The following is a 24,491-nucleotide window of genomic DNA, read 5'->3' on the forward strand; positions in this document are numbered from 1 at the left end:
GGTCGCTTTTGTTGGCATGACGCAGATCGCGTACCAGCGCAACAACCAGCACCAATAGAATGACAGCCGAAATAACCGGCCAGATAAAAATATATGTGGTAAGTAGTAATTCATTCATAATTGATCTCTCCTTCAGGCGCGTGCAGGCGCTACATCGCCGTCTGCGTCTGTTGATGTTTCTTTGTCAGTGTCAGCATTTCTTTGGAATGACGTAACGCGTTCGGCAAGCAAGGCAAAATCGAAGCGTTCACTGTTGTTCCAGCTCATGGCGATGCATACCAATGCACTAATGCCATAGGAGGTGAGCGAGCTAAGCAATACCGGATAGTCGCGCAGGAAGCCCACTGCATTGGGAACGGCGATGATCACAGTTGCTATGGCAACAAAGATGGCAATCTTGCGGTTAAAAAAAGCGAACGCCATCAGACCCAGGACAACACCGGCACCCATAGAGGCGCACAACTCAAAGAACACGGCGATCACGCCCTCCAGCGGAAGTAGCTCAAAGCGTGCCACAGCAAACAGGGCGACGGCGCATATTACGGATGTCGTGAAGGCTTTGTTCGTTATCCTGTCCCAGTAAAAACTTACAATGACCGGGAACACGATCGCTCCCCACAGTGCGCCGACAAATACCAGCATAACCAGAATATCAAGACGCAGACTGGCAAACACCACGCCGATCATGGTAGCAACGATCATGGTCGCCCGACCCCACCACAACATCCGCTTCGGATCAGGCTTGCCGCGCGCCATGTTTTTGCCGTAAATATCGGTCATCATAATGGACGACAAGGCAGATAGATCGGAGTCTGCGGTCGAGGACAGGGAGCCCACCACCAGAAGGAAAAACAGCGCAATGCCAAATGGGGGCAGGTAAGTGGAGGCCATTTGTGGAATGATATTGTTCATATCGCCATCTGCAGGCGTCAGGCCTACGAACAGGGCAAGCATACCCAGCATGCCCAGCCCGATGACCACTGCACCGTAACCAATCGTGGCGGTCAGGAAGGTCGATTTGATCAGGTCTTCACGAACGGCAAACAGGCGCTGCGCGATCGTCTGGTTGCCAATGGCATAGGCAAGCACAGCCACGAAATAAGGCGCCCCCTGTTCCAGAATCGCTTTGGTCGAAAAGAAATCGGACTGTTCCGAGGACAGGTTGCTCCAATTGGCCGCGAGCATGTCGGTGCCGCCGGCGTTAAAGAATATCAACGGAATGATGACGATGGCCGCCAGAATCATTGCCACCAGTTGGGCAAAATCGGTCATGACCGAGGCGCGGAATCCGGACCATAGCGTATAGGACAACACACCCAGCCCGGCAATCAGCACGCCCTGGATGAAGGAGAGCGGACTGAGCACGGAAACCAGTGCGCCTGCAGCGGTAAAGTTCACCATCAGGCTGATACAGCTGCCTAGCAGGTTGGAAATGGCCATGATCAACTGGCTGGATGTTCCATGACGAGCGTGCATGACTTCTGCCAGGGTGTGCGCTTTAGGGGCCAGTGCACGAAAGCGGCGCCCGTAGGGATAGATGAACAGAATCATCAGCGCTCCCCAAAACCCATAGTGGATTGGTCCGGATAGACCATATTTGTAGCCTGAGGTTGCGCTGGCGTAAAAGGAGGCAGCCCAGATCCATGTGGCAATCATACTGGCAGCGGCAAGGCCGAAGCCTACAGCATTGTTCGACACCATGTAGCTGTCGACGTTTTCTTTTTTCTTGCCAATCATGAGCGACATCAGAAAGGTCAGGCCATAAAATCCGACCAGCAAAAGCAAGGCGGTGGTGCCAGACAGTTGGTAAAAGGCGGTTTGTTCTTGCATATACGTTCTATCGTCCTGGTTAAGGCTGCGCAATGACATGGACGCAGCTGTCCCCTGGTCCGAAGTTCGCGCATCCGGACGCAAGGGTTAAAAGAAACACACATAAGGTGCCTCTGTTGAATCGAGCGCATGTGACCACAATTGCAATCGCTGACGGATTGGACAGACATCGAAATGCCAATGACAATGCATTCGCTGCGGACTGTAATAGCCGATAGCGTTGCCTGTCAGGTCGACCTTGCTATTGTCGTGGTCAGCCCTGGCCGTTGGACAGGGCATGCGCTGGCGGTCAAATGGACCAGCCGGGTTGTTCCGCAGTCAAAGACTGGGTTGTTGTTCGGCAAATGCCGGGCTGCGAGGCAGCCTGATGACGGGGGCGTTTCCCCTGGAATAAACCTTATGGGTCGTTTCTGCAGCAACGAGCCGTATGGGGCGTTGGCATGGTTCTAATACCTGCTGTTGCGTATATGCAGACAATTACAGTCAAAATTCATTATGTCAACTGTAATACACCGGGTAGTGTATAGGAATTGCGACCACAAGTCCAGCCCGGGGATATGAATCATATGGATGACTGTGCTGCGAGCTGCCTGCAAACGGCAGTCAATCCCCGGTTTTTCAGGCAGTCAGTTTTTAGCGCGGATAATAATTATTAAATAAGAGTCATTCTCAATTTTGTGTGGTAGTGGTGCTCTGCCATCATCTTGCGGGTATCACCCTCTTTTTTCCGGCTTGTGGCTTTTGCAGGACTACCTGGGGCCTGCCCAGGGCGGGTTGCGGGCTGGTTCTCTGGCCAGTTTGTGGCCTCGGGGCCGCGCGTTGGTGATTGGCGGTTCGGCCTGTGCGCTGGTGGTGGGATTGTTTTCCGGCGTTTCCAACACTGGCTTGCGCCAATCATTATGGCAAGCGGACATCAAAACCGGAGCCGGACGCGCTGAACCGGATGAAGCGTCATAGCGTTGCGACCATAAGTGGCGGCCCGGCAGGGCATGACTGGATTGATTGTGTGCTACGTCGCTTGCGATTTTTCCGAATCGGGCAGGCCGGTGCTGGCAATCACGGCCGCTTTGAGCGACTCAATCCATGCCTGATCGTTCACCGATTGTGCAAGAAAGCCCGTTCCGACCATGGCCGCAAATAGCACCAGAATATCCTGTTCGGACATGGCCGCTTTCCCATCCGGAGGCGTCGATTGCAGGGCTGCTGCACGGAAGTGCCGATACAACGCTTCTGTGTGCGAGCCGTACAGGCCGACCGTCTCGGCGCCCGTCGTCTCGTGGCTGACATGCGGTGCAAAGGCAAGAATGGGGCAGGTTTGGCCCGCCTGTTTTTTTCTGAAATACTGCTGGATCAGCACCTGCAGGCCACCGTGTTCTGCTTCCCGGTTGGTATCGCAGGTTTGTTTCCATCTTTCGGAGGACTGTGCAAACACGGTGGATAACACCTCGTTGACCAGCGCCTCTTTTGATGCAAAGTGCCGGTAGAAGCCGCCTGCGGTCAGGCCGACCGCAGTCATGACATCTGCAATGGATACATTGTCCACGCCGCGCTCACGAAATAGCCCGCTGGCTGCCTTGAGAATTTCGGCGCGATTTTGTTCGGCTTGTTGCCTGGAAGACCGGCCCATAACAGTTCCTCTTAAATACAAACGAAATGATGCGGCATGATTGCGCCACCACACCTCTTATGCCACCAGCATGCGAAGGAGTCGCCTCACTCGCCAGGCTGGCTCTGGCATGGTAGTGATCAATACGCTCGACTTGGCAACATTGTAATAGATTACATGAAGCCGCTATTTATAAAACTGCAAACGGGTGTACTGTGCTGCAAAACATACACAAATTACATCAAATGGGGCGAGGTCTGCTGATATGATGATATTCATTGAACCCACCAATAGATTGTGTATATAATCTATTTCACTGAAAACTCTGGCAACAGGCACATTATGTCTTCGGCTCCCGCGCAAACCCGACCGCTTTCTGCATGGCAAATTCTAATCTGCGGGGGCATGATCGTCACCTTCTCCATGGGCGTGCGGCACGGCTTCGGTCTCTGGATGCAGCCTGTCATCCAGGCTAATGACTGGGGGCGCGAGACCTTTTCATTTGCCATCGCCATTCAGAACCTGGTTTGGGGAATCACGGGTGTGTTTGCCGGCATGCTGGCGGATCGCTTCGGGGCATTTAAAGTCATTATTGCAGGTGCCATTCTGTATGCGCTGGGTCTGCTGGGGATGGCCTACACCACTTCACCGCTTACGTTTACGCTGACCACTGGTGTTCTGCTTGGAATGGCGCAAGCCGGCACGACCTATGCGGTTATCTTCGGGGTCATCGGGCGTAATATTCCCGTCAGTCGCCGCTCGTGGGCCATGGGCGTGGCAGCGGCAGCAGGCTCTTTCGGTCAGTTCCTGATGCTGCCGACAGAGAACATACTCATCAATTCCTTCGGCTGGCAACAAGCGCTGGTCGTTCTAAGCTGTGCGGTGCTGATGATCGTGCCGCTGGCTTTCGGGCTGCGTGAAAAAAATATGGATGTCACCGCCGCGGGACAGTCGCCGGCATCCCCCATGGCTAGCCAACAGGGCATTATCCAGGCCATCCGTGAAGCATTTGCCTATCCAAGTTTCCGTCTGCTGGTGCTGGGTTATTTCGTTTGTGGTTTTCAGGTGGTCTTCATTGGCGTTCACATGCCTAGCTACCTGAAAGATGAAGGGCTGAGCGCCGAAGTGGCCAGCTATGCACTGGCGCTGATCGGCCTGTTCAATGTGTTCGGCACGTATCTGGTGGGCTCTCTTGGTCAGGTGTGGCCCAAGCGTTATTTGCTGGCCTTTATCTACTCGGCGCGCGGGGTGGCCATCATCCTGTTTCTGGTTGCGCCCATTTCAGCGACCAGTGTTTATATTTTCTCTGCCGTCATGGGGTTCCTGTGGCTGTCTACGGTGCCCGCCACTAATGCGATCATTGCCCAGATCTTTGGCGTTCGACACTTTTCCATGCTGGGCGGCTTTGTCTTTTTCAGTCACCAGATAGGCTCGTTCCTTGGCGTGTGGCTGGGCGGCAAGCTGTATGACATCTATGGCAGTTATGACGTGGTCTGGTATCTTGCCATCGCCCTGAGCGTGTTTGCAACGCTGATGAACCTGCCAATCAACGAAAACGCAATCGATCGCAAGCGCACGGCGATGGCATAATAGCCTGATGGCTACGCAGCTATGGCGTCAGCCGGAAGTACCGATATTTGCGCCATAGGGTCGCGCCTGCTTGCAACCCTTTGCGGCCATGGATAGCCATGACACCTGTGGTAATCAGCATTGCCGTCATATGTATGCCTGTAACGGCGAATGCGAGCAGGATAGAGCCGCTGGCAGTGATTTGGCCAGCGGGCGATCCTGTGATGCAAAGCGGAATAAAGGCCGGCACCAGCATCAACCCCGTACCATGTACGGTTGACACAATAAGTGACCAGAGCGCCAGCCCTGCGTGGCTTGACGGTGTCGCCAGCATTGGCAGCGCTTTTCTGCCAATGCAATGTATGCCGCCGGCTACAAGCAACAGGCCGACCACAATCGCCAGTACGACGCGGTGCATGAGCAGCCCGTACACAACCGTGGTCGCCACCAATCCTAGCGAGACCATATGACCGATTGCAATCGGGATCAAGGCACGTATTGCCTGCTTCTTGTCATGGCAGGCCAGCGCTGCGGCAAAGAGCCAGCCGGAGGCCGGATTTACACCATGCAGCGCGCCCGCCCCGGCGACTGCCAGCCATGGCCAAAGGTCTTGCATATCCGCCTCCTGCTTTGACTCATGTCGCTCTGTGACAGCATGACGCCGTGCCCGTTTCGGATACGTCGTAGCGGTCGTGGTGGCGAACCCATTCCATTTTGTTGGGCACATCGCGCTCGTTTCTGCCGATGGGAGTCAGATCCATCAGGCTGTAGGCGCCCATCATCACTTCCACGCCCCGGCTGTATGTGGAATAGGTATGAAAAATATTATTGTTGTCATCTTTATAAAATACGCTGATACCGGGGGCCTCTGCTTGCGGGAAATACTGGTCGCAGTAGTTGTAGTGAACTTTCCCAGTAGTGTGTTGTTCGGGCAGGAAACTGACGCCGTAATCGTAGTTGAAATCAGTATCGTTGGACGAGACCCAGTTAAACTGCCATCCCATCCGCTGGCGGAAGCGTTCAATTGTCGCCAGCGACGCGCGTGAGACGGCCACGAATGCGGTATCGCGTTGCGCCAGATGCACTGTCATGCCGTCGGTGTGATCGGCCATGTAGGAACAGCTTTTACAACCCTGCTCCCAGTCTGGCCCGAACATGAAATGCTGCACGATCAATTGACGGTGGTTGCCAAACAGGGCAGACAATGTTCTTGGCCCATCGGGCGTATCGAAAAGGTAATTCTTATCGACCTGTTCCCATGGCAAGGCGCGGCGATCGCTTGCGATACGGTCACGCAGGTGAGTCAGCTCCCGCTCACGCGCCAGCAATTGCTTGCGGGCGGCGACCCATTCATCATGAGTGACCACCGCATGGCGATCGGCTGTAGTTTCTGAATATGACATATTCATTATGTGCTCCCTGACTCGTCGAGTCATTCTGGATAATGCAATTATTTTGGGCGTCGTACGGCGCGCACTTTTCCGCTGGCGCCGCCTCCGCAGTAGAAAAGATCGGCGCCGTCAGACTCAAGCCCGCTGACGCCGGTACCTGCCGGCATGACCAGTTGCTCCAGCACTGCGCCACTGTCGGGATCAATTCGGCGTATGTCGCTTTCATCTGCCTCCCATGTGCCGTGCCAGAGCTCGCTGTCGACCCAGGTCACGCCGGTGACGAAACGATCGGACACGATGGTGCGGATGACGGCGCCGGTTTCAGGGTTGATCTGAACGATAGTGCGATTGCGATACTGACCTACCCACAGACTGCCCTCGGCCCATGCCAGGCCGGAATCATTGCCGTGACCAGGCGCCGGGATTGTCGCCAGTACGTTGCCGTCGGTCGGATCAATTTTGTTGATATGCTCGCCGGTTATCTGATACAGATAGGTGCCGTCAAATGCCGTGCCTGCATCGCAGGTGCACGCCAGTTTGCGTGTGATCTGGTGCTGCGCCGGATCGAACTCAAGCAGGCTGGATCCGGTGGCGGCCCAGACGTGGTGTCCGTCAAAGGTCACGCCGTGAATGGTATCGGCATCTGCAAAGGGCCCATATTCCTGCACGATTTGCGCGAGGCTGGAGGTTGCCGCGGCTATGTCTGTGTTTGCTGATTGCTTCATGTCTGTCTCCCGTTTCCGTACCGCAAAGTGGTACGTTAAGGACATTCTATTTCAACGCGAGAACAGAGGGGAGTAACAATATTGTCGTGAAACCGGCCAGAGACGAGGATACCCAGCGTCGTACACGGGATTTTCCCACTGCATGGACCTGGCCGCTGGTTTGAAGGTCGGCCAGTGCCCGCTGTACTGTGCGCTGGCTGGCGCCTAATGCCAGCGCAAGAGCAGAGGTGGACCAGGGCGCACCATCGGCCAGCAGCGCCAACAATGCCGCTGCATCACTGTCAATGGGTGGAGCCAGCACGACTGTGCTTCGGTTGTCCAACGGCACCAGCGCATATCCGTTGGGGGTTGCTTCGATCTGCGCTATCGGGCTGACCAGCTTGCGCAGTCGCCCCATTTCTACCCGCAATCGTGCACGATGTGATTCATCGGGATGGCGTAGTCGAAAGACCGCTGCGATCAACGATTGTCGCGAAACATCACCAGGCCAGGCGCTGGCAAGCGCACGAATCAGTTCAAACAGAATGGGCCGCCGTGCCAGTGGTAGCCATGTACCATCAACGCTGATGCCACGGCGGCAACCATCGACCACCAGTGTCGTCGATGAGAACAGGGTGGCAACCTCTGCAAGCGTTAACGGCTTGTCATCATGGGCTGTGAGCAGGCGCGCGGCCGGACGCAGAAGGATTTTTTGCATTGCTGTTACTTCGGCCTGAAGCGCAGGAATACTCGCCTGGTCGGCCGCTGCCTGCGCCCGGCGCAACGCGGTATGCGCGCGTTCCATATGCAATGAACGCAGTGCAAGCTCGGCCTGAACCAGTTCGGCCACAGCTGCTAAAGAGGCGGGTACGCCGTTCGTATCAAGATCGCAGACGGTTGCCGATGCGTCCTGAAGGCGGCCGAGCAACAGAAAGCGGCGCGCCATGATAAGCCTGGCCTGCAGGGCGTTGGCATGGTCATTGCGCGCCTGCAGGGTGGTCAGCGCAGCGGTAAGCGCTTGCAGCGGGTTATCGAGCTGGCGCATGGCCAAGGCCACTTCCGCGCAGGCAACGATGCAGCGTGCTCGTTGCACCGGTTCATGGGCACCGAACTTACGGGCCGCCTGTTCGAGCAGCTCGCGGGCTCGCGCATAGTCGCCCAGGCGTGCCATGGCAACGCCACGCAAGGCGAGTGCGGGCGGATCATCGCGCAGTGCAACCAGCTTCAGGGCATTGAGCACATCGCCAGCAGCCAACATACGTGCGCAAGCAGCAGTCAGAGAATCCATGCCGATAGCATACACTTTCCAATTGACATAGTGATAACGGTAGCGAAAAAAAGACAGGCGGTGCGCCTGTCTTTTTAACGGAAACGGCAGATCAGTATTTCGTTACTTCATCAATATTTCGCTATCCCAATAGCTGCGGCAGCCACAAGGAAATGGCAGGAACATAGGTAACGATAGCCAGAAACCCCAGTAACAGGATCAGCCAAGGCGAGGCGGCCCGCATGACCTGACCAATAGACATCTTGGTGATCCCTGCGGTAACGAAAAGATTCAACCCGATCGGAGGGGTGACCATCCCAATTTCCAGGTTGACGACCATGATGATGCCCAGGTGAACCGGATCAATACCAAGCTGCGTGGCAATCGGAAACAGGATTGGAGCGAGAATCAGAATAATGCCAGTAGGTTCCATGAACATGCCGGCAACCAGTAGCAGAATATTGACGACAATCAGAAATTGCCATGCTTGCATGTCCCACGCAATGATCTGTTCCGCGATGATCTGCGGGATACGTTCTGTGGTCAGCACATGGGCAAACAACAATGCATTCACAATAATGAACATCAGCATGATCGTGACTTTGGCTGCATCAATAAGGACTTTGGGAACCTGACGCAATCCGATGTCGCGATAAACAAAGACGGCCACCAGGAACGCATAAACTGCAGAAACGGCGGCGGCCTCGGTTGGCGTAAATACACCGCCGTAGATACCGCCCAGAATAATGAACACCAACGCCAGCCCCCAGAACGAATCACGGCCTGCTGCGAGCACTTCACTGACGCTTGCCCGGGGCTGACGGGGATAGTTCTTGATTCTGGCCACAATGTAGATTGCTGTCATGAGCAATATGCCCAATGCAATGCCCGGTATCACGCCTGCCATAAAAAGCGCGCCGACCGACGTTTCGGTTGCGGCCCCGTAAACCACCAGCACAATAGAGGGCGGAATCAGAATGCCCAGTGTGCCGGCATTGCACACCACGCCTGCGGCGAAGGGTTTTGGATAACCAGAGCGAACCATGCCGGCAATCACAATAGAGCCCACCGCAACCACGGTGGCTGGGGAAGAGCCGGAGACCGCCGCAAAAAGGCAGCAGGCCATGACAGATGCGATAGCCAGGCCGCCATGGAAATGCCCGACCGTAGCGACCGCAAAGCGGATCATGCGCTTGGCTACGCCGCCGGTTGTCATGAATGCGCCTGCCAGTACGAAGAACGGGATAGCCATGAGCGTAAAGTGTTCGGACGTCTCGTACATTTTAAGCGACAGCGAGGCCAGGGAATCTGTGCCGAAGAACAGGATGGTCAGCAGTGAGGACAGACCCAATGCAACCGCAACCGGCGTGCCCATGAACATGAACACGAACAGCATGATGAATAGAGCGACGGTAGTCATTTGACCTCCTGGTCGATCATAGAGGTGTCATCACTTGCGTGCTTGAGCGCTTCCTCGGCTTCATCGCCAAGTAGCTGGGCGCGGCGACCCCGCAGCATCTCGAGCAGAATTTCAGCAAAACGTATGAATAAAAGTGCGAAACCTACCGGCAACACCAGTCGCGGGATCCACTGAGGAACGGGCATATCCTGGGCAAGAATGCCGATGGTGTACATTTTGTCCACGTAAATCCAGGCGCCGTAGAACACGATCACGGTATAGATCAGGCACAGTACGCAGGCCGCAATGCCGGTGACGCGTGCGGCCTTTTTAGGCAGGGCCTTGACCAGCGCATCGACCCCAATGTGCGCCTTGATCCGCACGCCATAGGACAGGCCCAGAAAGATCAGTCCACCGAAGATGAACATAGCCAGTTCAAGCGCCCAGGTAAAACTGTAGTTGAATACGTAGCGCGCTATGACCTGAGCGAAGGTAATCAGCGTCATGGCGGCCAGCAGAAAGGCGATCAGTCCTTCCTCAAGCCGATGAAACCAGTTAGCGTTCATTTGTGATACTCCTTTTTGAACCCGTAAAAGCCTGTCGGTCATACAATTATCCATGCAACCACTGCCAGCCCGAATGTCGGGCGGGCAAGCGGTCAGCGTAAAAGAAAATACAATTTACTGATTGGCTTCCTGGGCCGCCTTGATCAGATCGGCACCAATATCGGCTTCAAATTTCTTCCATACCGGTTCCATGGCTGTGCGCCAGACGGCTACGTCTTCCTTGGACAGTTGTACCACCTGGGCTTTTTTGGCATCAATGATGCGCTGCTTGTCCTGTTCGTTCAGCTCGGCAGCCTTGCCATTGGCAAATGTGGTCGCCTCAGCCATGGCTTTTTCCAGACCGGCACGAATATCTTCGGGCAGGCCATCCCACCATTTTGCGTTGGTGACGACCATGTAGTCGATCACGCCGTGGTTAGTCTCGGCAATAGTTTTCTGCACTTCATGAAACTTTTGCGAGTAGATGTTGGACCAGGTGTTTTCCTGACCATCAACCACGCCGGTTTGCAACGCCTGGTATACCTCGCTGAAAGCCAGTTTCTGAGGATTGGCGCCCAGTGCCCGGAACTGCGCCTCAAGCACGTCGGATGCCTGGATGCGGAACTTCAACCCTTTGACGTCGTCGGGACGCTGCAGTTGCGCCTTGTTGGTGGACAGCTCTTTCATGCCGTTATGCCAGTACGCAAGCCCTTGTAGCCCACGATCCTTCATGGAGTCCAGCAACTCTTTGCCTTTGTCGCTCTGCTGGAAGCGATCTACGGCAGCCATGTCGTCGAACAGGAACGGCAAGTCAAACAGCTGGACCTTTTTGGTGTAACGGTCAAATTTTGACAGTGACGGGGCGATCAGCTGGACATCGCCCAGCAGCAGGGCTTCCAGTTCTTTGCCATCGCCAAACAATTGTGAATTGGGAAATACCTGGACCTGGACTTTGCCTGGTAGCAGTTTTTCGGCCACTTCTTTGAACTTCTGGGCACCCTGTCCCTTGGGCGTGTTGGCGGCCACGACGTGGCTAAATTTGATGACAATGGGTTTGTCGGCGGCCAGCGCGCTGGCTGAAAAAGCCAGTGCAACGCTCATGCCGAGCGCATTGATAATACGCATAGGAGCGAATTTCATAGGTGTTGTCTCCGTAATATTGTGATAACGTAGCTCCCAGAACAGTTCAACTGAGAACAGGATCAATATACTACATTCAGTCGATCGGATAGAATCGATAAAAACAATTACGGGTTTGTCATCATGTGCAGTGTAATGGCAAAACTAGCGGGCGCTGCAATATTTCAACTGGTTCAAAAGCACGCTTCAATCATTGGAAAGGCAAATCTATGAGTCAGCTTAATCGGTCAAGACGATTTTTTCTGAAGAAAACTGTGGTTGCAGGTATTACCGTGTATCTGGCGCCGCTCAACAGCAACGCATACAATGCACTGTTCGAAGAGAAAATCCTGGACGCCCCGATCTGGGATTCCAATACAAAAAGAATCCGTCACCGCATTGACGCCCAGTCCAAGGCGCTGGGTAAAAAGGTCTTTGCCTACGACATTCGCGCCGCGGATATGCCACACTGGCCGCAAAAACAGGCGCATGCCTTCATTCTTCGCACCACCTTGGCCGACCGTATTTTTGAAGGTATTGACCTGTCCCGTCTCGGGGACGAGTTCAAGCCTGATCGCCTTGTGACGGCCGAGGACCTGGCCCGCGACGGCCTTGCGTTCCCTGAGTTTTACGGAGACGACATGCTGCTGCCGGTCGGCAAGACGCCAGCCTATCTGGGACAGGCTGTGGCGGTGCTGATCTATCACGATTTTGCCCGATTCCGCTTTGCCAAAAATGCCGTTCAATTTCATGCGGATGCCATTCGCTATGGCCGGCAAACCGGCCCGCTGGAGCGCGACCCCTGGGGCACGTTCCGGTTTGTCCGTGTCGGCGGCGCTTCGCCCTATGATGAAGATACTTTTTCCAGCTTGAAGGACATGCCCATTTTTCCGGCCGGCCTGCGCAAGCGGCTGCCAGTCTGGCCGCAAGGACGTGAAGGTGGCAAGCTGGACGAAGAGGGGATGTACCACGCGCAGCAGATGGACAGTGAAATAAAGAATCCAACAGACGAAATCGAAGTGCTGTCGGCAGACTATTTCTCGCAATCGATCGATACTGCTGCCATGGAGGCCGATAACACCAATGGCTGGTTTGACCAGGCCAGCCAGACACTGCATATGGTTATTCCGACGCAGTCGCCCCCGGAGCTGGCCGAAGAAATCCCCAAAATGCTTGCCAAAATGAATACGCCGATCAGGCGGTTGGTCCTGCACCCCTGTTATACCGTGGGATACGGCTCAAAGGATCACAGCAGTTTTCCTTTTGTCGGCACCATGGTGGCCATATATGGTGATGGTCATCCGGTACGCCTGGCCAATGACCGGTATGAACAGTTTCAGACGTCGATCAAACGTCACGCATTCGATATTTCATATTCGATGACGGTAAACAAGGAAACCGGGAAAATTGATATTTTTCGCGGGTATATGACCGGCAACGGCGGAGGGCGGCGCAATTTCACGCCGTCTGTCGTGATGGTGGCGGCAACTGCAGCCCAATCCATTTACTATCTTCCCAAAAGCGACTTTGCCGCCGTGGGTGTGGCCACGCGCGCCGTTGACGCCGGTTCTGCCCGAGGCTACGGTACATTGCAGAGTATGGCTGCGACAGAAATGATGATGGATGAAATGGCGGCCAGACTCAATCTGGACCCCATCGATTTTCGCAAACGCAATGTGCTCAAGTCCGGCATGAAAAACACGCAGGGCGCGATTCCGGCGGGCGCCGTCCGTGCCGATGAAATTCTGGAGCTGGCGGCAAAGCACGACATCTGGACGGCTCGAAACAAACGCAAGACCGAATTTGAAACAAAACACCCTGGCAAACGCTATGGCGTTGGCTTTGCCTGTGTGCAGAAAGACTTCGGCACGGGCGCCGAGACCTCATTTGCGCGGGTGGAGTTCTCGGCCGACGGCCGGCTGGTGCTCCACCACAGCGGTGCGGAAATGGGTACCGGCATGACCACCTCGCAGGCAGTCGTCTGTGCCCAATGGATGGGTAAGCCGGCTGATGAATCACACTTTTCGGTCACGGACTGGGACATGCTGCCCATGGTCGCAACGGCAGATCCTTATATGATGCCGCAGGAGGACCAGGACAGACTATCTGCCGATCCCTTCTGGACGCCGTCATACTGTTCTCCGTCCAGTGCCAGCAATTCAGCGTTCTATTTCTCGCATACCACCAGGGAAGCATCGCGACTGCTTTTCGAGCAGAGCCTGTGGCCTGCCGCACTGGCGGTCTGGAAGTCCGGCATAGGAGGTGGCCAGGCTGCCCCGCTGGTTGTTCGCAGGGAAGATGCACGTTGGGTCCCCGGCGGACTCACTGCCGCGGGCATGCAAATCCTGCCCTTTGCCACATTGGCGAAAAAGGCGCATGAGATGGGCCTGGTCACCGGGGTGGTTGTGCACAGTTTCAACCGCTGGCAGTGGGCCCAAGCTGACTTTACGGTGAATGCCAGCCCGCTGCGTCTGCCTGTTGACGGACTGGCGCTGCGCACGGGCAGCGAGAGTGCTTACCAGGCGATTGCCCGCGACCGTGTCTACTATCCTCCGATGCAACGCAACAACGCAGCAGTGACCTACTACAGTGCCGTTGGTACATTGGTAGAGCTGTCAGTTGATACGGGGACGGGCAAGGTCGAGATTCTGAATCATCACTCTTTCATGGAGTGCGGCAATCTGATCGTGCCAGAGTTGGTGTCTGGCCAATTGCAGGGCGGCATCGCCATGGGTATCGGGCACGCGCTGCACGAATATCTGCCTTTGTATGAAGACGGACCTGGCGACGGCACCTGGAATTTCAATCGCTATCAAGTGCCACGAGCAAGCGATGTTGCCGTATGGCAGCAGACGGGCGATATTCTTCCCCCCTTGTCCGAGACCGATCCGCCCAAGGGCATGGCCGAAGTCGTGATGATCCCGGTGGTTGCTGCTGTAATCAATGCGATTGCACATGCCAGCGGACATTATTTTCGCCATCTGCCGGTCCGCGCTGAAAACATCAAAGGGGTCTTTCAATGAAAATCACCACCAGACCGATTACGTTGACCATCAACGGAAAGAAACAGGGTCCGCTCGATATTGCCGAAGGCATGATGATGATCGACTTCCTGCATGAATACGTGAACCTGACTGGCTCACGTCTTGGGTGTGGTCAGGGTGTTTGTCATGCCTGCGTCGTTATTGAAGACCAGCCCGACGGCAGTAGCCAGGAGACGCGAACCTGTATCACCGGAGCCCATTATTTCGATGGCAAGGCGATCCGTACCGTGGAAGGGCATGCTGCGCTCAATGACCAGGGCGAAGAAGTCCCGTCGCCCGTGCAACAGGCCTTTATGGATCACTACAGCTTCCAGTGTGGCTACTGCACGCCAGGGTTTGTGAACGCCGCGACGGTGTTCATTGAAGGGCTCAAGCGCAACCCCATTGCCAGGGATGAGCTGGAAAACGCGATCCTCAAGGCAATGAATAATCACATATGTCGTTGCACGGGCTATGTCCGCTACTATGAAGCGGTGCGTGACCTGGTCCTTAAGACGCCAGGCCTGATCAGGGAGACAAATAATGGCTAAAAGACGCTATCTTCCGGCCCTGTTTCTGATTGCAGTTGTGTTGCTGATAATTGTTGCGATCTTGTGGTGGCGTGAAAATCGCAGTAATGATAACCCCGTTCAGAAGGTTTCGGCCACGGATGAACAGATCGAGCGCGGACGCTATGCTGCCAGGGCGGCAGACTGCGCCGCCTGTCATACCGTTGAAGGCGGTGGCCTGTTTGCCGGCGGCTTTCCCATGGAAACACCCTTTGGGACCGTGCATGGGAGCAACATCACGCCCTCGGCCGACTATGGTATTGGTCGCTGGACCCGGGAAGACTTTTACCGCGCAGTCAGGGAAGGTATAACGCCTGGCGGGCGGCATCTGTATCCGGCGATGCCGTACAACTCTTATTACATGATGAGTGATCAGGACCTGGATGATATCTATGCCTATCTGATGACCAGACCGGCCATCGAGGTGCCAACGCCCCAGAATGACCTGCCGTTTCCGTTTAATCAACGCTTTCTGATGATCGGCTGGAACCTGCTGTTTCAGAACAAGGATCCGCTGCCGGCTGTCTCTTCAGGGGACTCCGAATTATGGGTGCGGGGGCGCTATCTGACAGATGTGATGGGGCACTGCGCCGAATGTCATACGCCACGCGGCATGTTCGGCCAGATGGATCTGGCCCAATCACTCAAAGGGGGCACCCTGGGGCGCTTCAAGGCAGCGGACATCACGCCGACCGCATTGGCAGAGCGAGGCTGGACTCCCGATGACCTGGGGCAATTTCTGGCTACCGGCACCGCCCCGCAAGGCTCTGCCTTCAGCGAGATGCATATGGTGGTGGCCCTTAGCACGCAGTATCTGACAAAAGACGATATGAAGGCCATGACTACGTATCTGATGGGTGATAAACCACCGCCACCCAAAGTGGCGCAATTGACACCAGGCGGCGATCAGGGGAGAGTGCAGTACCTGAATCTTTGTGCTGGCTGTCACGGTATCTCCGGCGAAGGCAAACCGAATGTCGCGCCGGCGATGGCAGGCAATGCAACGATCCGTCAGGCCGATGGCACCAACCTGATCGCGTCGATTCTTGATGGTCTGCCCGAGCAGGCGTTCCCCGGCGACGGCAACATGCAAAGCATGCCTGGGTTTGCCCGCAAGCTGAACGATCAGCAGATGGCCGAGCTGGTCAATTACACCCGTACTACCTGGGGAGGTTTGCCAGGGGATATCACGGCTGCGCAGATTGGCGCTTTGCGCGAGCATTGATGGTATTGATAGTACCATCGGCAATAGCAGCATCAGGCTGAGCGTCGGCCCGTGCTGCGAGACAGGACGGCGAATGCCCGGCGACGCAATCAGCCCAGCGGCTGTCGGTCGGCTGGCGCCAGATATATACTTTACTATCGTAGCCGGGCATTTGCATTTCAACTGAAATTACTGCGTTGGTCGATATCAGCAAAGGAGAACGTTGATGAGAAAGTCATTGTTGGCGCATTTGTGAGTGTGGACGGGGTCATGCAGGCACCGGGCGGTCCGCAGGAAGACCCGGTGGGCGGATTCCGGTATGGCGGCTGGCTGATTCCCTATTTTGATGAATCACTGGGTGTCAAGGTCGGAGAAATCTTCGCCCGTCCATTTGATTTGCTGCTTGGGCGAAAAACCTATGATATTTTTGCTGCCCATTGGCCGTATGTTGGCCCGGAAGAGCCGTTAGGCGCATTGTTCGACCAGATAGAAAAATACGTTGCTACACGTAATGAAAATTTCAGGCCGGACTGGCAGAACAGCCAGGTGCTGGGCTCTGATGCGGTGGCGGCTGTGCGCAAACTGAAAGAACAGGACGGGCCGGATCTGCTTACTCAGGGGTCTACAGATTTTCTGCAAACCCTGCACGCACATGATCTGGTCGATGAAATGTATATCATGATATTTCCGCTGGTTCTAGGCAAAGGCAAAAGGCTGTTTGCAGAAGGGGCGCAGCCGGCGGCATTTGACTTGTTAAGCACGCAGGCGTCCGATAGCGGTGTCATTGTCAACCACTATGCGCGCGCCGGCAATATCGAAACGGGCTCGTTCGCTGCCGAGAACCCTTCGCCAGCCGAATTGGAACGACGCAAACATCTCAGTTGATCATTAACAAGGTTATCCGGGCGCGAACTGGTCGCCGCCACGGCGTGGCGAACAGACAGATTTTAGTGCATATACGGTCAAAGCAGCCAAGGCTGCGCAGATTGAATGGTTATGCAATGAGCCTTCATCCTAGACCGTAATGCTTCTGAACTGCGCCGGAGCGACCGACCACCGGACAAGGCCATTGCCCCATACGGGCCGATGGGAAAAACAAAAAGCCCGGATCAGGGCTACGCAGCCGTGCCCTGATATCGCACATAGGAATGCTGGAAGCGGCAGTACGCCAGCTGGCTAAACATTTATTAACGTTTTCCCTTATTGCATCTGTGATAGCGCTCGTTGTACCTTAATAATTAATTGAGTGTTTAATTATTTATTCATCCGATCCCTTCGAATCGAATCCGGGAATGCGTTTGTGCGCAATCGCCAGCCATTATTGTTGGAGTGCTTTATGAAATATCTCACATTATGTATCAGTGGATTAATGCTTGTCAGCGGTGCGGCGGTTGCTGCGGAACCTGCCGAGCCTATCAAGATCGGCGTGATCCAGCCGTTGACCGGCTCGGTTGCCTATAACGGGCAGGCCTATGTGAAAGGCGCCAAGCTTGCCGTTGCGCAACGCAACGCGCAAGGCGGCATCAAGGAGCGCCAGGTTCAATTGCAAATAGAGGACGGCCAGTGCCAGCCGGCAAACTCGGTCAATGCAGCGGAAAAGCTAATTCAGCGCAATAAAGTGCCTGTGCTTGCCGGGGCGTTCTGTAGCTCGGCCACCGCCGCGGTCATGTCGGTTGCCGAAAAATACAAAATACCGCTGTTATCGGGCGTCTCTTCCAAGGCAGACCTGACTGATAAAGGCATGAAATATTTTTTCCGCTCAGCAGAAACCGACAGATTGATGGCCAGGACGTTTAGCAAGATACTGGCTGACGATCTACAACTCAAAACAGTGGCATATATCGGCGTCAATGATGACTGGGGGCGCGGCGGTGTGGAAGATTTCGAAAAGGATCTGAACGCGTTGGGCGTCAAATCTGTCATGAAGGAATACTTCGATCATGGAACGACCGATTTTTATACGCTGTTGACCAAACTGCGAGCACTTAAACCTGACGGTGTATTCGTGGCGGCCGAAACGCAGGATGGCTCCATCCTGGTCAAACAGCTCAAAGAATTCGGTATTGAAACCAAAGTGTTTGGCGTCGGCTCATGGGCGACCGCCGATTTTATCGGTTTGACCGGCGAAGCATCGGAAGGCATTTATGCTGCGGTACCTTATGTTTCCAATATGAAGGGCGAGCGCAATGCCGGGTTTGTCGAAAGCTACCAGAAAGAGTACAAGCAGCTCCCGGGTAAGTACGATGCGTCAGGCTACAACGCCATGAACATACTGATGCAGGCGATCGAGCGCGCGGGTTCCGATGAGCCAGAAAAAATACGTGATGCACTATACAAGACGGACTATGCAGCGCCTAACGGACGATTCCAGTTCACCGAAAAAGGCGAGGGCTACGGCTTTGATACCGTACTGGTGCAAATCCAGGGAGGCAAGACACATGTGGTCACTCAGGCTCGTACCGAGAAGCCGTAATTATTTCGGGATAACAAAATAAGGAAACCGGTATGGAGTTGTTACCGCAGTTTATCGCCAACGGGCTGGTGATCGGGTCATTTTATGCATTGTCTGCACTGGGTCTGACACTCATTCTGGGTTTGATGCGTGTCGTCAATTTTGCGCATGGTGAATTGTACATGGTCGGCGGCGTTATGGGGTGGTGGGCTACGACACGCCTGGGGCTTGATTTCTTTTCAGGCCTGCTGCTTGTCGCAGTTGTACTGGGCACGTTCGGTTGGTTGATTGACCGATTCCTGATTGAGCGAATACGCGACCAGGGTGAAGAGCCCGGGATTCTGTTGACTATCGGGCTTTCGATTTTCCTGGCCAATACCGCCTTGCTTCTGGTTGGCACCGCGCCCCTGAAAATAGAATCACCCATGGCTGGAGGCCCGCTCTTTCTTGGCCCGATCGTGCTGACCAAGGCACGCCTGTTTGCTGTTGCGGTCAGTATCGTTTTGATGATTGTCACGTATCTGGTTATCCAGAAAACCCGGCTGGGCCGTGCGATGCGGGCGACGTTTCAGGACCCGATGGCTGCAAAACTGGTAGGGATCCGTACCGCCAGTATCTATGCCGGTACGTTTGCTATGGGAACGGTGATTGCCGCCATGGCGGGAATGCTGCTTGGCTCCATTTATTCCACCCAGGTGTCCATCGGCGGATTGGTAAGCATGAAAGCCTTTGTGGTCGTCATTCTTGGGGGCATGGGCAGCTTTGCCGGCGCGATCGTGGGCGGCTTGCTGCTGGGCCTTGCCGAAGCATTGTGGGGCGGCTACGTTGCCACAGGGTGGGTGGATATTATCGGTTTCATACTGGTGATTCTGACCCTGCTGTTTCGCCCTTATGGACTGTTTGTTAAACGCGCGGAGAGAGCATGAAGATTCAACGCAATTGCCTGACGGCATTCATGCTGCTGGCAGCGGTACTGCCATTTGTCATAAACGATCAATACATTCTGCATGTGGCCATCATTGTGATGTTCTATGCGGTATTGGCAACAAGTCTGAACCTTGTGGTGGGCTATGTTGGTGAGTTTTCCCTGGGACATACGGCATTTCTGGGGACCGGAGCGTATGCGGCAGCACTGCTTTCGACCCAGGCAGGCTGGCCAATGTGGGCTACGATCCCTGCTGCCGGGTTGTGCGCCGCTGTCATGGGAACAATTATCGGCGCCATCACATTGCGATTGCACGGGCCGTTTTTCGTCATCATTACCCTATCATTTTCGGAAGTATTGCGGCTGATTGCCAACAACTGGGTCGCAGTCACAAAGGGGCCGATGGGCATTGCCGGGGTGCCACAGCCAGCGTTTCTGGCACAGATAGACAATCTGGCCGGCAAACACTTTTATTACGGTATTGCGTGGCTGCTGCTGGCGATTGCCTTATATCTGGCATACCGTTTTGTGAACTCCAATGCCGGGCGCGCTGCGGTGGCTGTCCGGGAAAACAGGTATGTTGCGCAGTCCATCGGCATTCGTCCGCTGAACTATTCCATGATGGCGCTGGTGCTGGGCGCTTTCCTCAGTGGTACTGCAGGGGGGTTCTATGCGCATTACATTTCATTTGTAGGGCCGGAGATGTTCCGGTTTGCGTTCATGGTCACCATGATCACGATGGTGCTCATCGGTGGCAAGGGTACGCTGATCGGCCCATTGGTGGGCGCGCTGCTGGTCACGTTTCTTGAAGAGTATCTTAGAGAAGCACAGGAATTGCGATTGTCATTGTTCGGCCTGATCGTTATTGCGATTGTGCTATTCATGCCCAATGGAATCATGGGATTTGTTACGCGGCATCGTGAAAAACGGGCGCAGTGCCAGGCAACACCGGTGGGCATGCCTGTAAGTGGTACGAAAAGGAGATCGGCATGATGCAAACGCACGCGCAAAACGGGCAGCCCAGCGGCGTACTGCAGGTCAATGGGTTGTGCAAGTCATTCGGCGGTATACATGCAGTCAAGGACATCAGTTTCAATGTGAATCGCGGAGAAATTGTCGGCTTGATCGGACCCAATGGCGCCGGCAAAACGACATGTTTCAATCTGATCACTGGCTTTTATGCTCCAACCTCCGGGACGGTTCACTTTGATGAACAGGAGGTAACCGGTGAAAAGCCATATAGCATGGCGCGCCGAGGCATTGTACGCAGCTTTCAGAAAACCAATATCCTGAAAACACTTTCAGTATTTGAGAACGTGCTGACTGGCCACTACATGGAGGCACGCCAGCCGGTGTGGAAAACGTTTTTTCCTACAGCAAAGGTACGTCAGACGGAAGCAGCAATCCGCGACAGTGCAGCGCGCATCGTCAATACGATTGGGTTGTCGCGGCACATGAACGTACCTGCAGCCCAGCTGTCCTGCGGCGAATTGCGTTTACTGGAGGTGGCGCTGGCATTAGCAGCGAAGCCCAGAATTCTGATGCTGGATGAGCCAGCTGCCGGCCTCAATAGCCACGAGGCCCGGGAGTTCGGCAATGTGCTAAGAAAATTGATTGGCGATCTGGTCGAATCTATTCTGATCGTCGAACACAACATGGGGCTGGTCATGAGCGTATCCGATCGTGTGGTTGTCATGCATTTCGGTCAGAAGCTGGCCGAGGGAACACCGGAGCAGGTGCAGAAAAACGCGAAAGTGGTGGAAGCCTATCTGGGCGCAAGCGCAAAGGAACGATCATGAATGCAGTCACGCTGCCACAGACGTCTGATCTGGATAATAAGTGTGCACCGGCAAACCCGATGCTTGAGATCCGGAACCTGCACGTCAGCTACGGAAAGACCCAGGCATTGCATGGGGTCGATCTGATGGTTCAACAGGGAGAGGTTATTGCCCTGATCGGTGCCAACGGCGCCGGGAAAAGCACAACGTTGCGGGCGATTTCCGGGCTGCTCAAGCCCACGCAAGGGCAGATTATTTACCAGGGAAATAATATAGCCGGTGTTTCTGCCGACCGCATCGTCGCCCGAGGCATCGCCCAGTCGCCTGAGGAACGCCATATTTGGCCGACCATGACGGTATACGAAAACCTGACTTTGGGTGCATATCTGTGTAAAAAAGAGGCAGAAGTGGAGCGGCGCGTTGCGTTGGTGTATGACCGATTTTCCCGCCTCAAGGAAAGACATCGCCAACTGGCAGGCACGCTTAGCGGGGGCGAACAGCAGATGCTGGCAATCGGCCGCGCCTTGATGTCGGAGCCCTCACTGTTGCTATTGGATGAACCCAGTCTTGGGTTGAGTCCGCGCATGGCTGAGGAGGTCTTTGAGTTTGTCAAAGAAATCAACACGCATGGAGTGACCGTTGTCCTGGTTGAGCAGAATGTGTATAACGCGCTGTCGGTCTCTACACGTGCTTATGTATACGAAACCGGAAAAGTGGTTGCCGAAAGGGAAGCGGCGGGCCTGTTGGACGATCCTGAGCTGCTGAGCGCATATTTGGGAGCCTGACCAATCAGGCATGTGGCGGGCAGTGCCGCATCTTTTAAATTAATTAATTAGTTATTTAATAAATAATGTGTAGTCAATTACACATGTTGTTGAAACTGGAGTGGAATGTATGTCGAAAACTTTGAAAGTAGGAATCATCGGGGGCGGTATTGGTGGCGCAGCACTGGCCCGCGCCTTGCAGCAGCACGGTATAGAGGCATGCGTTTTTGAGCGCGCGCCTGCCTTTGGCGAAATTGGCGCCGGCGTGCAGATGACGCCGAACGCGGTCAAAGTACTCAGAGCGCTGGGATTGCAGACGGACCTTGACCAGATCGGGTTTTTGCCCAAGGCCATGGTGGGGCGCAACTGGGATGATGCACGTGAGCTGTTTCGCACCCCTTTACAGCAGATGTGTCGGGACAATTTCGGAGCCGATTTTCATCATGTACATCGTGCGGACTTGCATGCCATTTTGTGCCAGGACATTGCCTCGGATCACGTGACATTCAACACGACCTGCATCGGTATCACGCAGAATGCCGACTCTGCCACGGCACACTTTGATGATGGTTCGACTTTTGAGGCCGATATTATCGTGGGGGCCGACGGCATTCATTCGGCCGTGCGCGATTCGCTCTGGGGCAAGGATCAGGCCAGCTTTACCGGCCATATGTGCTGGCGTGCACTGGTGCCGGTAGAGCAACACCCATTGCCTTTTGTGAGCCCGGATGCGTCATTCTGGTTTGGTCCCAAGGCTCATATCGTTACTTACTACGTCAAGGGAGGAGCCGCTGTCAATATTGTCGCGGTCAACGAAAGTGCAGATTGGGTTGCAGAGTCGTGGACCGAGCCGAGTACGCGCGAAGAGTTACTGGCTGCCTATGACGGTTGGCATCAGAACATCATCGACCTGCTGGAGCGCACCGATCCTGATCAAACCTTCAAATGGGGACTCTTTGACCGGGATCCCATGAAGCAATGGGCCAAAGGCCGGGTGACGCTGCTTGGGGACGCGGCGCATCCAATGCTGCCCTTTTTGTCACAGGGTGCAGCCATGGCGCTGGAAGATGCTTTCGTGCTGGCCGAGATGATTGCTCACTTTCCGGCAGATCATGAAGCAGCCCTCAGGTGCTATGAAGCCGAACGGCTTGCACGTACAGCACGGGTTCAGCTTGAAGCACGCGAGCGCGGCCGTACGTACCATCTGTCCTCGCCTGAAGAGCAACGGGCACGTGACGAGGCGCTCAAAAAGCAACAGGCTGAAAATCCCAACGCTGTCGGCATCAAGGCCGAATGGGTTTATGAATACGACGCGACCCGTTGCAAAGAGCGTATCGGCACGATGGAAACGGTTGCATGAGAATGCGTCGGCACACATTCAAATGCGTTGTTAATTGTGTGAAAAATGTGAGGGTGCAGCAACGACGCGATCGATGCTGAGCAGGCTTTTACTTTGCCATGAACACCAGGAAACAAATTCGATGACAAATACTTATCTTTATGGCGCCCACGTTTGGGCCAATGACATACGTCAGCACTATCTGCGTTTTGGCGGACAGACTGATGGCCGGGCTGAGCGTGATCCGGTAATCGTGATTCCAGGTATTACCAGCCCGGTTGAAACATGGCGTTTTGTCGCAGAGCGGCTGGGACGGTATTTCGACACTTACGTGCTGGATGCTAGAGGCCGGGGGTTGAGTCAGGCCAATGACGAGCTGGATTACAGCCTTGATGCAATGGCAGCCGATGTCATTGCCTTCGTGCAGGGGCTGAACCTGCCGACGTACTCGATCGTCGGGCACTCCATGGGCGGGCGTATTGGCATACGCGTGGCGGGACAGCGGCCCGCAGGACTGACGCGTTTGGTCGCGGTGGACCCACCGGTTTCCGGCCCGGGCCGGCGCCCATATCCGGCAAACCTTGCCTGGTATGTGGATTCGATCAGGCAGGCACAGCGGGGAATAAGCGTTGAGCAGATGCGCCAATACTGTCCGACCTGGACCGAAGAGCAACTGCGGCTGCGCGCTCAATGGCTGCATACCTGCAATGAGCGTGCCATCACGACAAGCTTTCATGCATTTCAGACGGATGACATTCATGTCGATGCGGCTCGGATCAATATCCCGGTTCTACTGATGACAGCGGAGCGGGGTGATGTCATTCGTGATAACGAGGTTGAACAGTTGCGGCAGCTATTGCCGTCCATGCAGTGCTTGCGGGTTAAAGACGCCGGCCATATGATTCCCTGGGATAACGAAGCAGGTTTTTATCGGGCTTTTGGGGGGTTTTTGGGCCATCCTCTGGACCATTGATGAACGTGATTTTACAAGGCAGAAACAGGGAGAT

23 protein-coding genes are annotated in these 24,491 nt (G+C 54.9%); 13 read left to right on the forward strand and 10 right to left on the reverse strand.

From position 1 onward, the window contains the following. Together INT32_RS22125 and INT32_RS07230 are read right to left on the reverse strand one after the other, a co-directional pair. A partial coding sequence (locus INT32_RS22125; protein ID WP_226816727.1) for a putative transporter small subunit occupies positions 1-118 on the reverse strand: 118 nt, incomplete at its 3' end. A 14-nt stretch (positions 119-132) separates the two neighbouring features. After that, positions 133-1,830 (reverse strand): sodium:solute symporter family protein, encoded by a 1,698-nt coding sequence (locus INT32_RS07230; protein ID WP_226816692.1) that lies wholly within the window; start codon positions 1,828-1,830, stop codon positions 133-135. Between the two features lie 741 nt (positions 1,831-2,571). Here INT32_RS07230 and INT32_RS07235 point away from each other — a divergent pair. Beyond that, positions 2,572-2,787: a hypothetical protein gene (locus INT32_RS07235; RefSeq protein WP_193088064.1), complete on the forward strand. Its 216-nt coding sequence runs from the start codon at positions 2,572-2,574 to the stop codon at positions 2,785-2,787. 52 nt (positions 2,788-2,839) lie between these two features. Here the strand turns inward: INT32_RS07235 and INT32_RS07240 are convergent, their stop codons facing one another. Then, a complete protein-coding gene (locus tag INT32_RS07240; protein ID WP_193088065.1) occupies positions 2,840-3,457 on the reverse strand; it encodes a TetR/AcrR family transcriptional regulator in 618 nt (205 codons plus the stop codon). A gap of 321 nt (positions 3,458-3,778) precedes the next feature. Here INT32_RS07240 and INT32_RS07245 point away from each other — a divergent pair, with 321 nt between their 5' ends. After that, positions 3,779-5,026 carry an MFS transporter gene (locus INT32_RS07245; RefSeq protein ID WP_193088066.1) on the forward strand — a complete coding sequence of 416 codons (1,248 nt, stop codon included), beginning with the start codon at positions 3,779-3,781 and terminating at the stop codon, positions 5,024-5,026. A 19-nt stretch (positions 5,027-5,045) separates the two neighbouring features. Here the strand turns inward: INT32_RS07245 and INT32_RS07250 are convergent, their stop codons facing one another. The 7 genes from INT32_RS07250 to INT32_RS07280 all read right to left on the reverse strand — a co-directional run bounded on the left by INT32_RS07250 (position 5,046) and on the right by INT32_RS07280 (position 11,451). Continuing rightward, complete coding sequence (locus INT32_RS07250) at positions 5,046-5,621, reverse strand: hypothetical protein (RefSeq protein WP_193088067.1); 576 nt, start codon at positions 5,619-5,621, stop codon at positions 5,046-5,048. A 19-nt stretch (positions 5,622-5,640) separates the two neighbouring features. Continuing rightward, the gene (locus tag INT32_RS07255; protein WP_193088068.1) at positions 5,641-6,414 is read right to left on the reverse strand and encodes a thioredoxin family protein; all 774 of its coding nucleotides are present in this window, start codon (positions 6,412-6,414) and stop codon (positions 5,641-5,643) included. Positions 6,415-6,455: 41 nt separating this feature from the next. Then, complete coding sequence (locus tag INT32_RS07260) at positions 6,456-7,121, reverse strand: hypothetical protein (RefSeq protein WP_193088069.1); 666 nt, start codon at positions 7,119-7,121, stop codon at positions 6,456-6,458. Between the two features lie 46 nt (positions 7,122-7,167). Beyond that, on the reverse strand, positions 7,168-8,388 hold the full coding sequence (locus INT32_RS07265; RefSeq protein WP_193088070.1) for a helix-turn-helix domain-containing protein: 1,221 nt from the start codon (positions 8,386-8,388) through the stop codon (positions 7,168-7,170). A gap of 121 nt (positions 8,389-8,509) precedes the next feature. Then, positions 8,510-9,787 (reverse strand): TRAP transporter large permease, encoded by a 1,278-nt coding sequence (locus INT32_RS07270; RefSeq protein ID WP_193088071.1) that lies wholly within the window; start codon positions 9,785-9,787, stop codon positions 8,510-8,512. Then, positions 9,784-10,332, reverse strand: coding sequence for a TRAP transporter small permease (locus INT32_RS07275; RefSeq protein WP_193088072.1), 549 nt, complete (start codon positions 10,330-10,332; stop codon positions 9,784-9,786). Before INT32_RS07275 ends, INT32_RS07270 begins: the two co-directional genes overlap by 4 nt. 114 nt (positions 10,333-10,446) lie before the next feature. Next, positions 10,447-11,451 (reverse strand): TRAP transporter substrate-binding protein, encoded by a 1,005-nt coding sequence (locus INT32_RS07280; RefSeq protein WP_193088073.1) that lies wholly within the window; start codon positions 11,449-11,451, stop codon positions 10,447-10,449. A gap of 209 nt (positions 11,452-11,660) precedes the next feature. Here INT32_RS07280 and INT32_RS07285 point away from each other — a divergent pair, with 209 nt between their 5' ends. From INT32_RS07285 to INT32_RS07335, 11 genes are all read left to right on the forward strand, one after another. Continuing rightward, a complete protein-coding gene (locus tag INT32_RS07285) occupies positions 11,661-14,453 on the forward strand; it encodes a xanthine dehydrogenase family protein molybdopterin-binding subunit (RefSeq protein WP_193088074.1) in 2,793 nt (930 codons plus the stop codon). Next, complete coding sequence (locus INT32_RS07290; protein WP_193088075.1) at positions 14,450-15,004, forward strand: (2Fe-2S)-binding protein; 555 nt, start codon at positions 14,450-14,452, stop codon at positions 15,002-15,004. Before INT32_RS07285 ends, INT32_RS07290 begins: the two co-directional genes overlap by 4 nt. Continuing rightward, complete coding sequence (locus INT32_RS07295) at positions 14,997-16,247, forward strand: cytochrome c (RefSeq protein WP_193088076.1); 1,251 nt, start codon at positions 14,997-14,999, stop codon at positions 16,245-16,247. Before INT32_RS07290 ends, INT32_RS07295 begins: the two co-directional genes overlap by 8 nt. A 216-nt stretch (positions 16,248-16,463) precedes the next feature. Beyond that, positions 16,464-17,111: a dihydrofolate reductase family protein gene (locus INT32_RS07300; protein WP_370540199.1), complete on the forward strand. Its 648-nt coding sequence runs from the start codon at positions 16,464-16,466 to the stop codon at positions 17,109-17,111. A gap of 451 nt (positions 17,112-17,562) precedes the next feature. Beyond that, positions 17,563-18,699 (forward strand): penicillin-binding protein activator, encoded by a 1,137-nt coding sequence (locus INT32_RS07305; RefSeq protein ID WP_193088078.1) that lies wholly within the window; start codon positions 17,563-17,565, stop codon positions 18,697-18,699. 32 nt (positions 18,700-18,731) lie between these two features. Beyond that, positions 18,732-19,604 (forward strand): branched-chain amino acid ABC transporter permease, encoded by an 873-nt coding sequence (locus INT32_RS07310; RefSeq protein WP_193088079.1) that lies wholly within the window; start codon positions 18,732-18,734, stop codon positions 19,602-19,604. After that, on the forward strand, positions 19,601-20,596 hold the full coding sequence (locus tag INT32_RS07315; RefSeq protein ID WP_193088080.1) for a branched-chain amino acid ABC transporter permease: 996 nt from the start codon (positions 19,601-19,603) through the stop codon (positions 20,594-20,596). The genes INT32_RS07310 and INT32_RS07315 overlap by 4 nt, the downstream gene beginning before the upstream one ends. Beyond that, positions 20,593-21,402: an ABC transporter ATP-binding protein gene (locus tag INT32_RS07320; protein ID WP_193088081.1), complete on the forward strand. Its 810-nt coding sequence runs from the start codon at positions 20,593-20,595 to the stop codon at positions 21,400-21,402. Before INT32_RS07315 ends, INT32_RS07320 begins: the two co-directional genes overlap by 4 nt. Positions 21,403-21,461: 59 nt before the next feature. After that, entirely contained in the window at positions 21,462-22,166 is a 705-nt protein-coding gene (locus INT32_RS07325) for an ABC transporter ATP-binding protein (RefSeq protein ID WP_193088272.1), read from the forward strand. 109 nt (positions 22,167-22,275) lie between these two features. Beyond that, the gene (locus INT32_RS07330) at positions 22,276-23,505 is read left to right on the forward strand and encodes an FAD-dependent monooxygenase (protein WP_193088082.1); all 1,230 of its coding nucleotides are present in this window, start codon (positions 22,276-22,278) and stop codon (positions 23,503-23,505) included. A 121-nt stretch (positions 23,506-23,626) separates the two neighbouring features. Beyond that, positions 23,627-24,457 (forward strand): alpha/beta fold hydrolase, encoded by an 831-nt coding sequence (locus tag INT32_RS07335; protein ID WP_193088083.1) that lies wholly within the window; start codon positions 23,627-23,629, stop codon positions 24,455-24,457. Positions 24,458-24,491: the final 34 nt, after the last annotated feature.

The organism is Advenella sp. FME57, assembly GCF_014897675.1.
Lineage (GTDB): Bacteria > Pseudomonadota > Gammaproteobacteria > Burkholderiales > Burkholderiaceae_B > Advenella.

What these genes read in the sequence shown, in the direction of transcription:
- INT32_RS07265 (WP_193088070.1), bottom strand. Translation starts at nt 8,388, where the DNA reads ATGGATTCTCTGACTGCTGCTTGCGCACGTATGTTGGCTGCTGGCGAT.
- INT32_RS07320 (WP_193088081.1), top strand. Translation starts at nt 20,593, where the DNA reads ATGATGCAAACGCACGCGCAAAACGGGCAGCCCAGCGGCGTACTGCAG.
- INT32_RS07290 (WP_193088075.1), top strand. Translation starts at nt 14,450, where the DNA reads ATGAAAATCACCACCAGACCGATTACGTTGACCATCAACGGAAAGAAA.
- INT32_RS07230 (WP_226816692.1), bottom strand. Translation starts at nt 1,830, where the DNA reads ATGCAAGAACAAACCGCCTTTTACCAACTGTCTGGCACCACCGCCTTG.
- INT32_RS07270 (WP_193088071.1), bottom strand. Translation starts at nt 9,787, where the DNA reads ATGACTACCGTCGCTCTATTCATCATGCTGTTCGTGTTCATGTTCATG.
- INT32_RS07295 (WP_193088076.1), top strand. Translation starts at nt 14,997, where the DNA reads ATGGCTAAAAGACGCTATCTTCCGGCCCTGTTTCTGATTGCAGTTGTG.
- INT32_RS07240 (WP_193088065.1), bottom strand. Translation starts at nt 3,457, where the DNA reads ATGGGCCGGTCTTCCAGGCAACAAGCCGAACAAAATCGCGCCGAAATT.
- INT32_RS07285 (WP_193088074.1), top strand. Translation starts at nt 11,661, where the DNA reads ATGAGTCAGCTTAATCGGTCAAGACGATTTTTTCTGAAGAAAACTGTG.
- INT32_RS07335 (WP_193088083.1), top strand. Translation starts at nt 23,627, where the DNA reads ATGACAAATACTTATCTTTATGGCGCCCACGTTTGGGCCAATGACATA.
- INT32_RS07305 (WP_193088078.1), top strand. Translation starts at nt 17,563, where the DNA reads ATGAAATATCTCACATTATGTATCAGTGGATTAATGCTTGTCAGCGGT.
- INT32_RS07275 (WP_193088072.1), bottom strand. Translation starts at nt 10,332, where the DNA reads ATGAACGCTAACTGGTTTCATCGGCTTGAGGAAGGACTGATCGCCTTT.
- INT32_RS07310 (WP_193088079.1), top strand. Translation starts at nt 18,732, where the DNA reads ATGGAGTTGTTACCGCAGTTTATCGCCAACGGGCTGGTGATCGGGTCA.
- INT32_RS07250 (WP_193088067.1), bottom strand. Translation starts at nt 5,621, where the DNA reads ATGCAAGACCTTTGGCCATGGCTGGCAGTCGCCGGGGCGGGCGCGCTG.
- INT32_RS07260 (WP_193088069.1), bottom strand. Translation starts at nt 7,121, where the DNA reads ATGAAGCAATCAGCAAACACAGACATAGCCGCGGCAACCTCCAGCCTC.
- INT32_RS07315 (WP_193088080.1), top strand. Translation starts at nt 19,601, where the DNA reads ATGAAGATTCAACGCAATTGCCTGACGGCATTCATGCTGCTGGCAGCG.
- INT32_RS07255 (WP_193088068.1), bottom strand. Translation starts at nt 6,414, where the DNA reads ATGAATATGTCATATTCAGAAACTACAGCCGATCGCCATGCGGTGGTC.
- INT32_RS07245 (WP_193088066.1), top strand. Translation starts at nt 3,779, where the DNA reads ATGTCTTCGGCTCCCGCGCAAACCCGACCGCTTTCTGCATGGCAAATT.
- INT32_RS07330 (WP_193088082.1), top strand. Translation starts at nt 22,276, where the DNA reads ATGTCGAAAACTTTGAAAGTAGGAATCATCGGGGGCGGTATTGGTGGC.
- INT32_RS07325 (WP_193088272.1), top strand. Translation starts at nt 21,462, where the DNA reads ATGCTTGAGATCCGGAACCTGCACGTCAGCTACGGAAAGACCCAGGCA.
- INT32_RS07280 (WP_193088073.1), bottom strand. Translation starts at nt 11,451, where the DNA reads ATGAAATTCGCTCCTATGCGTATTATCAATGCGCTCGGCATGAGCGTT.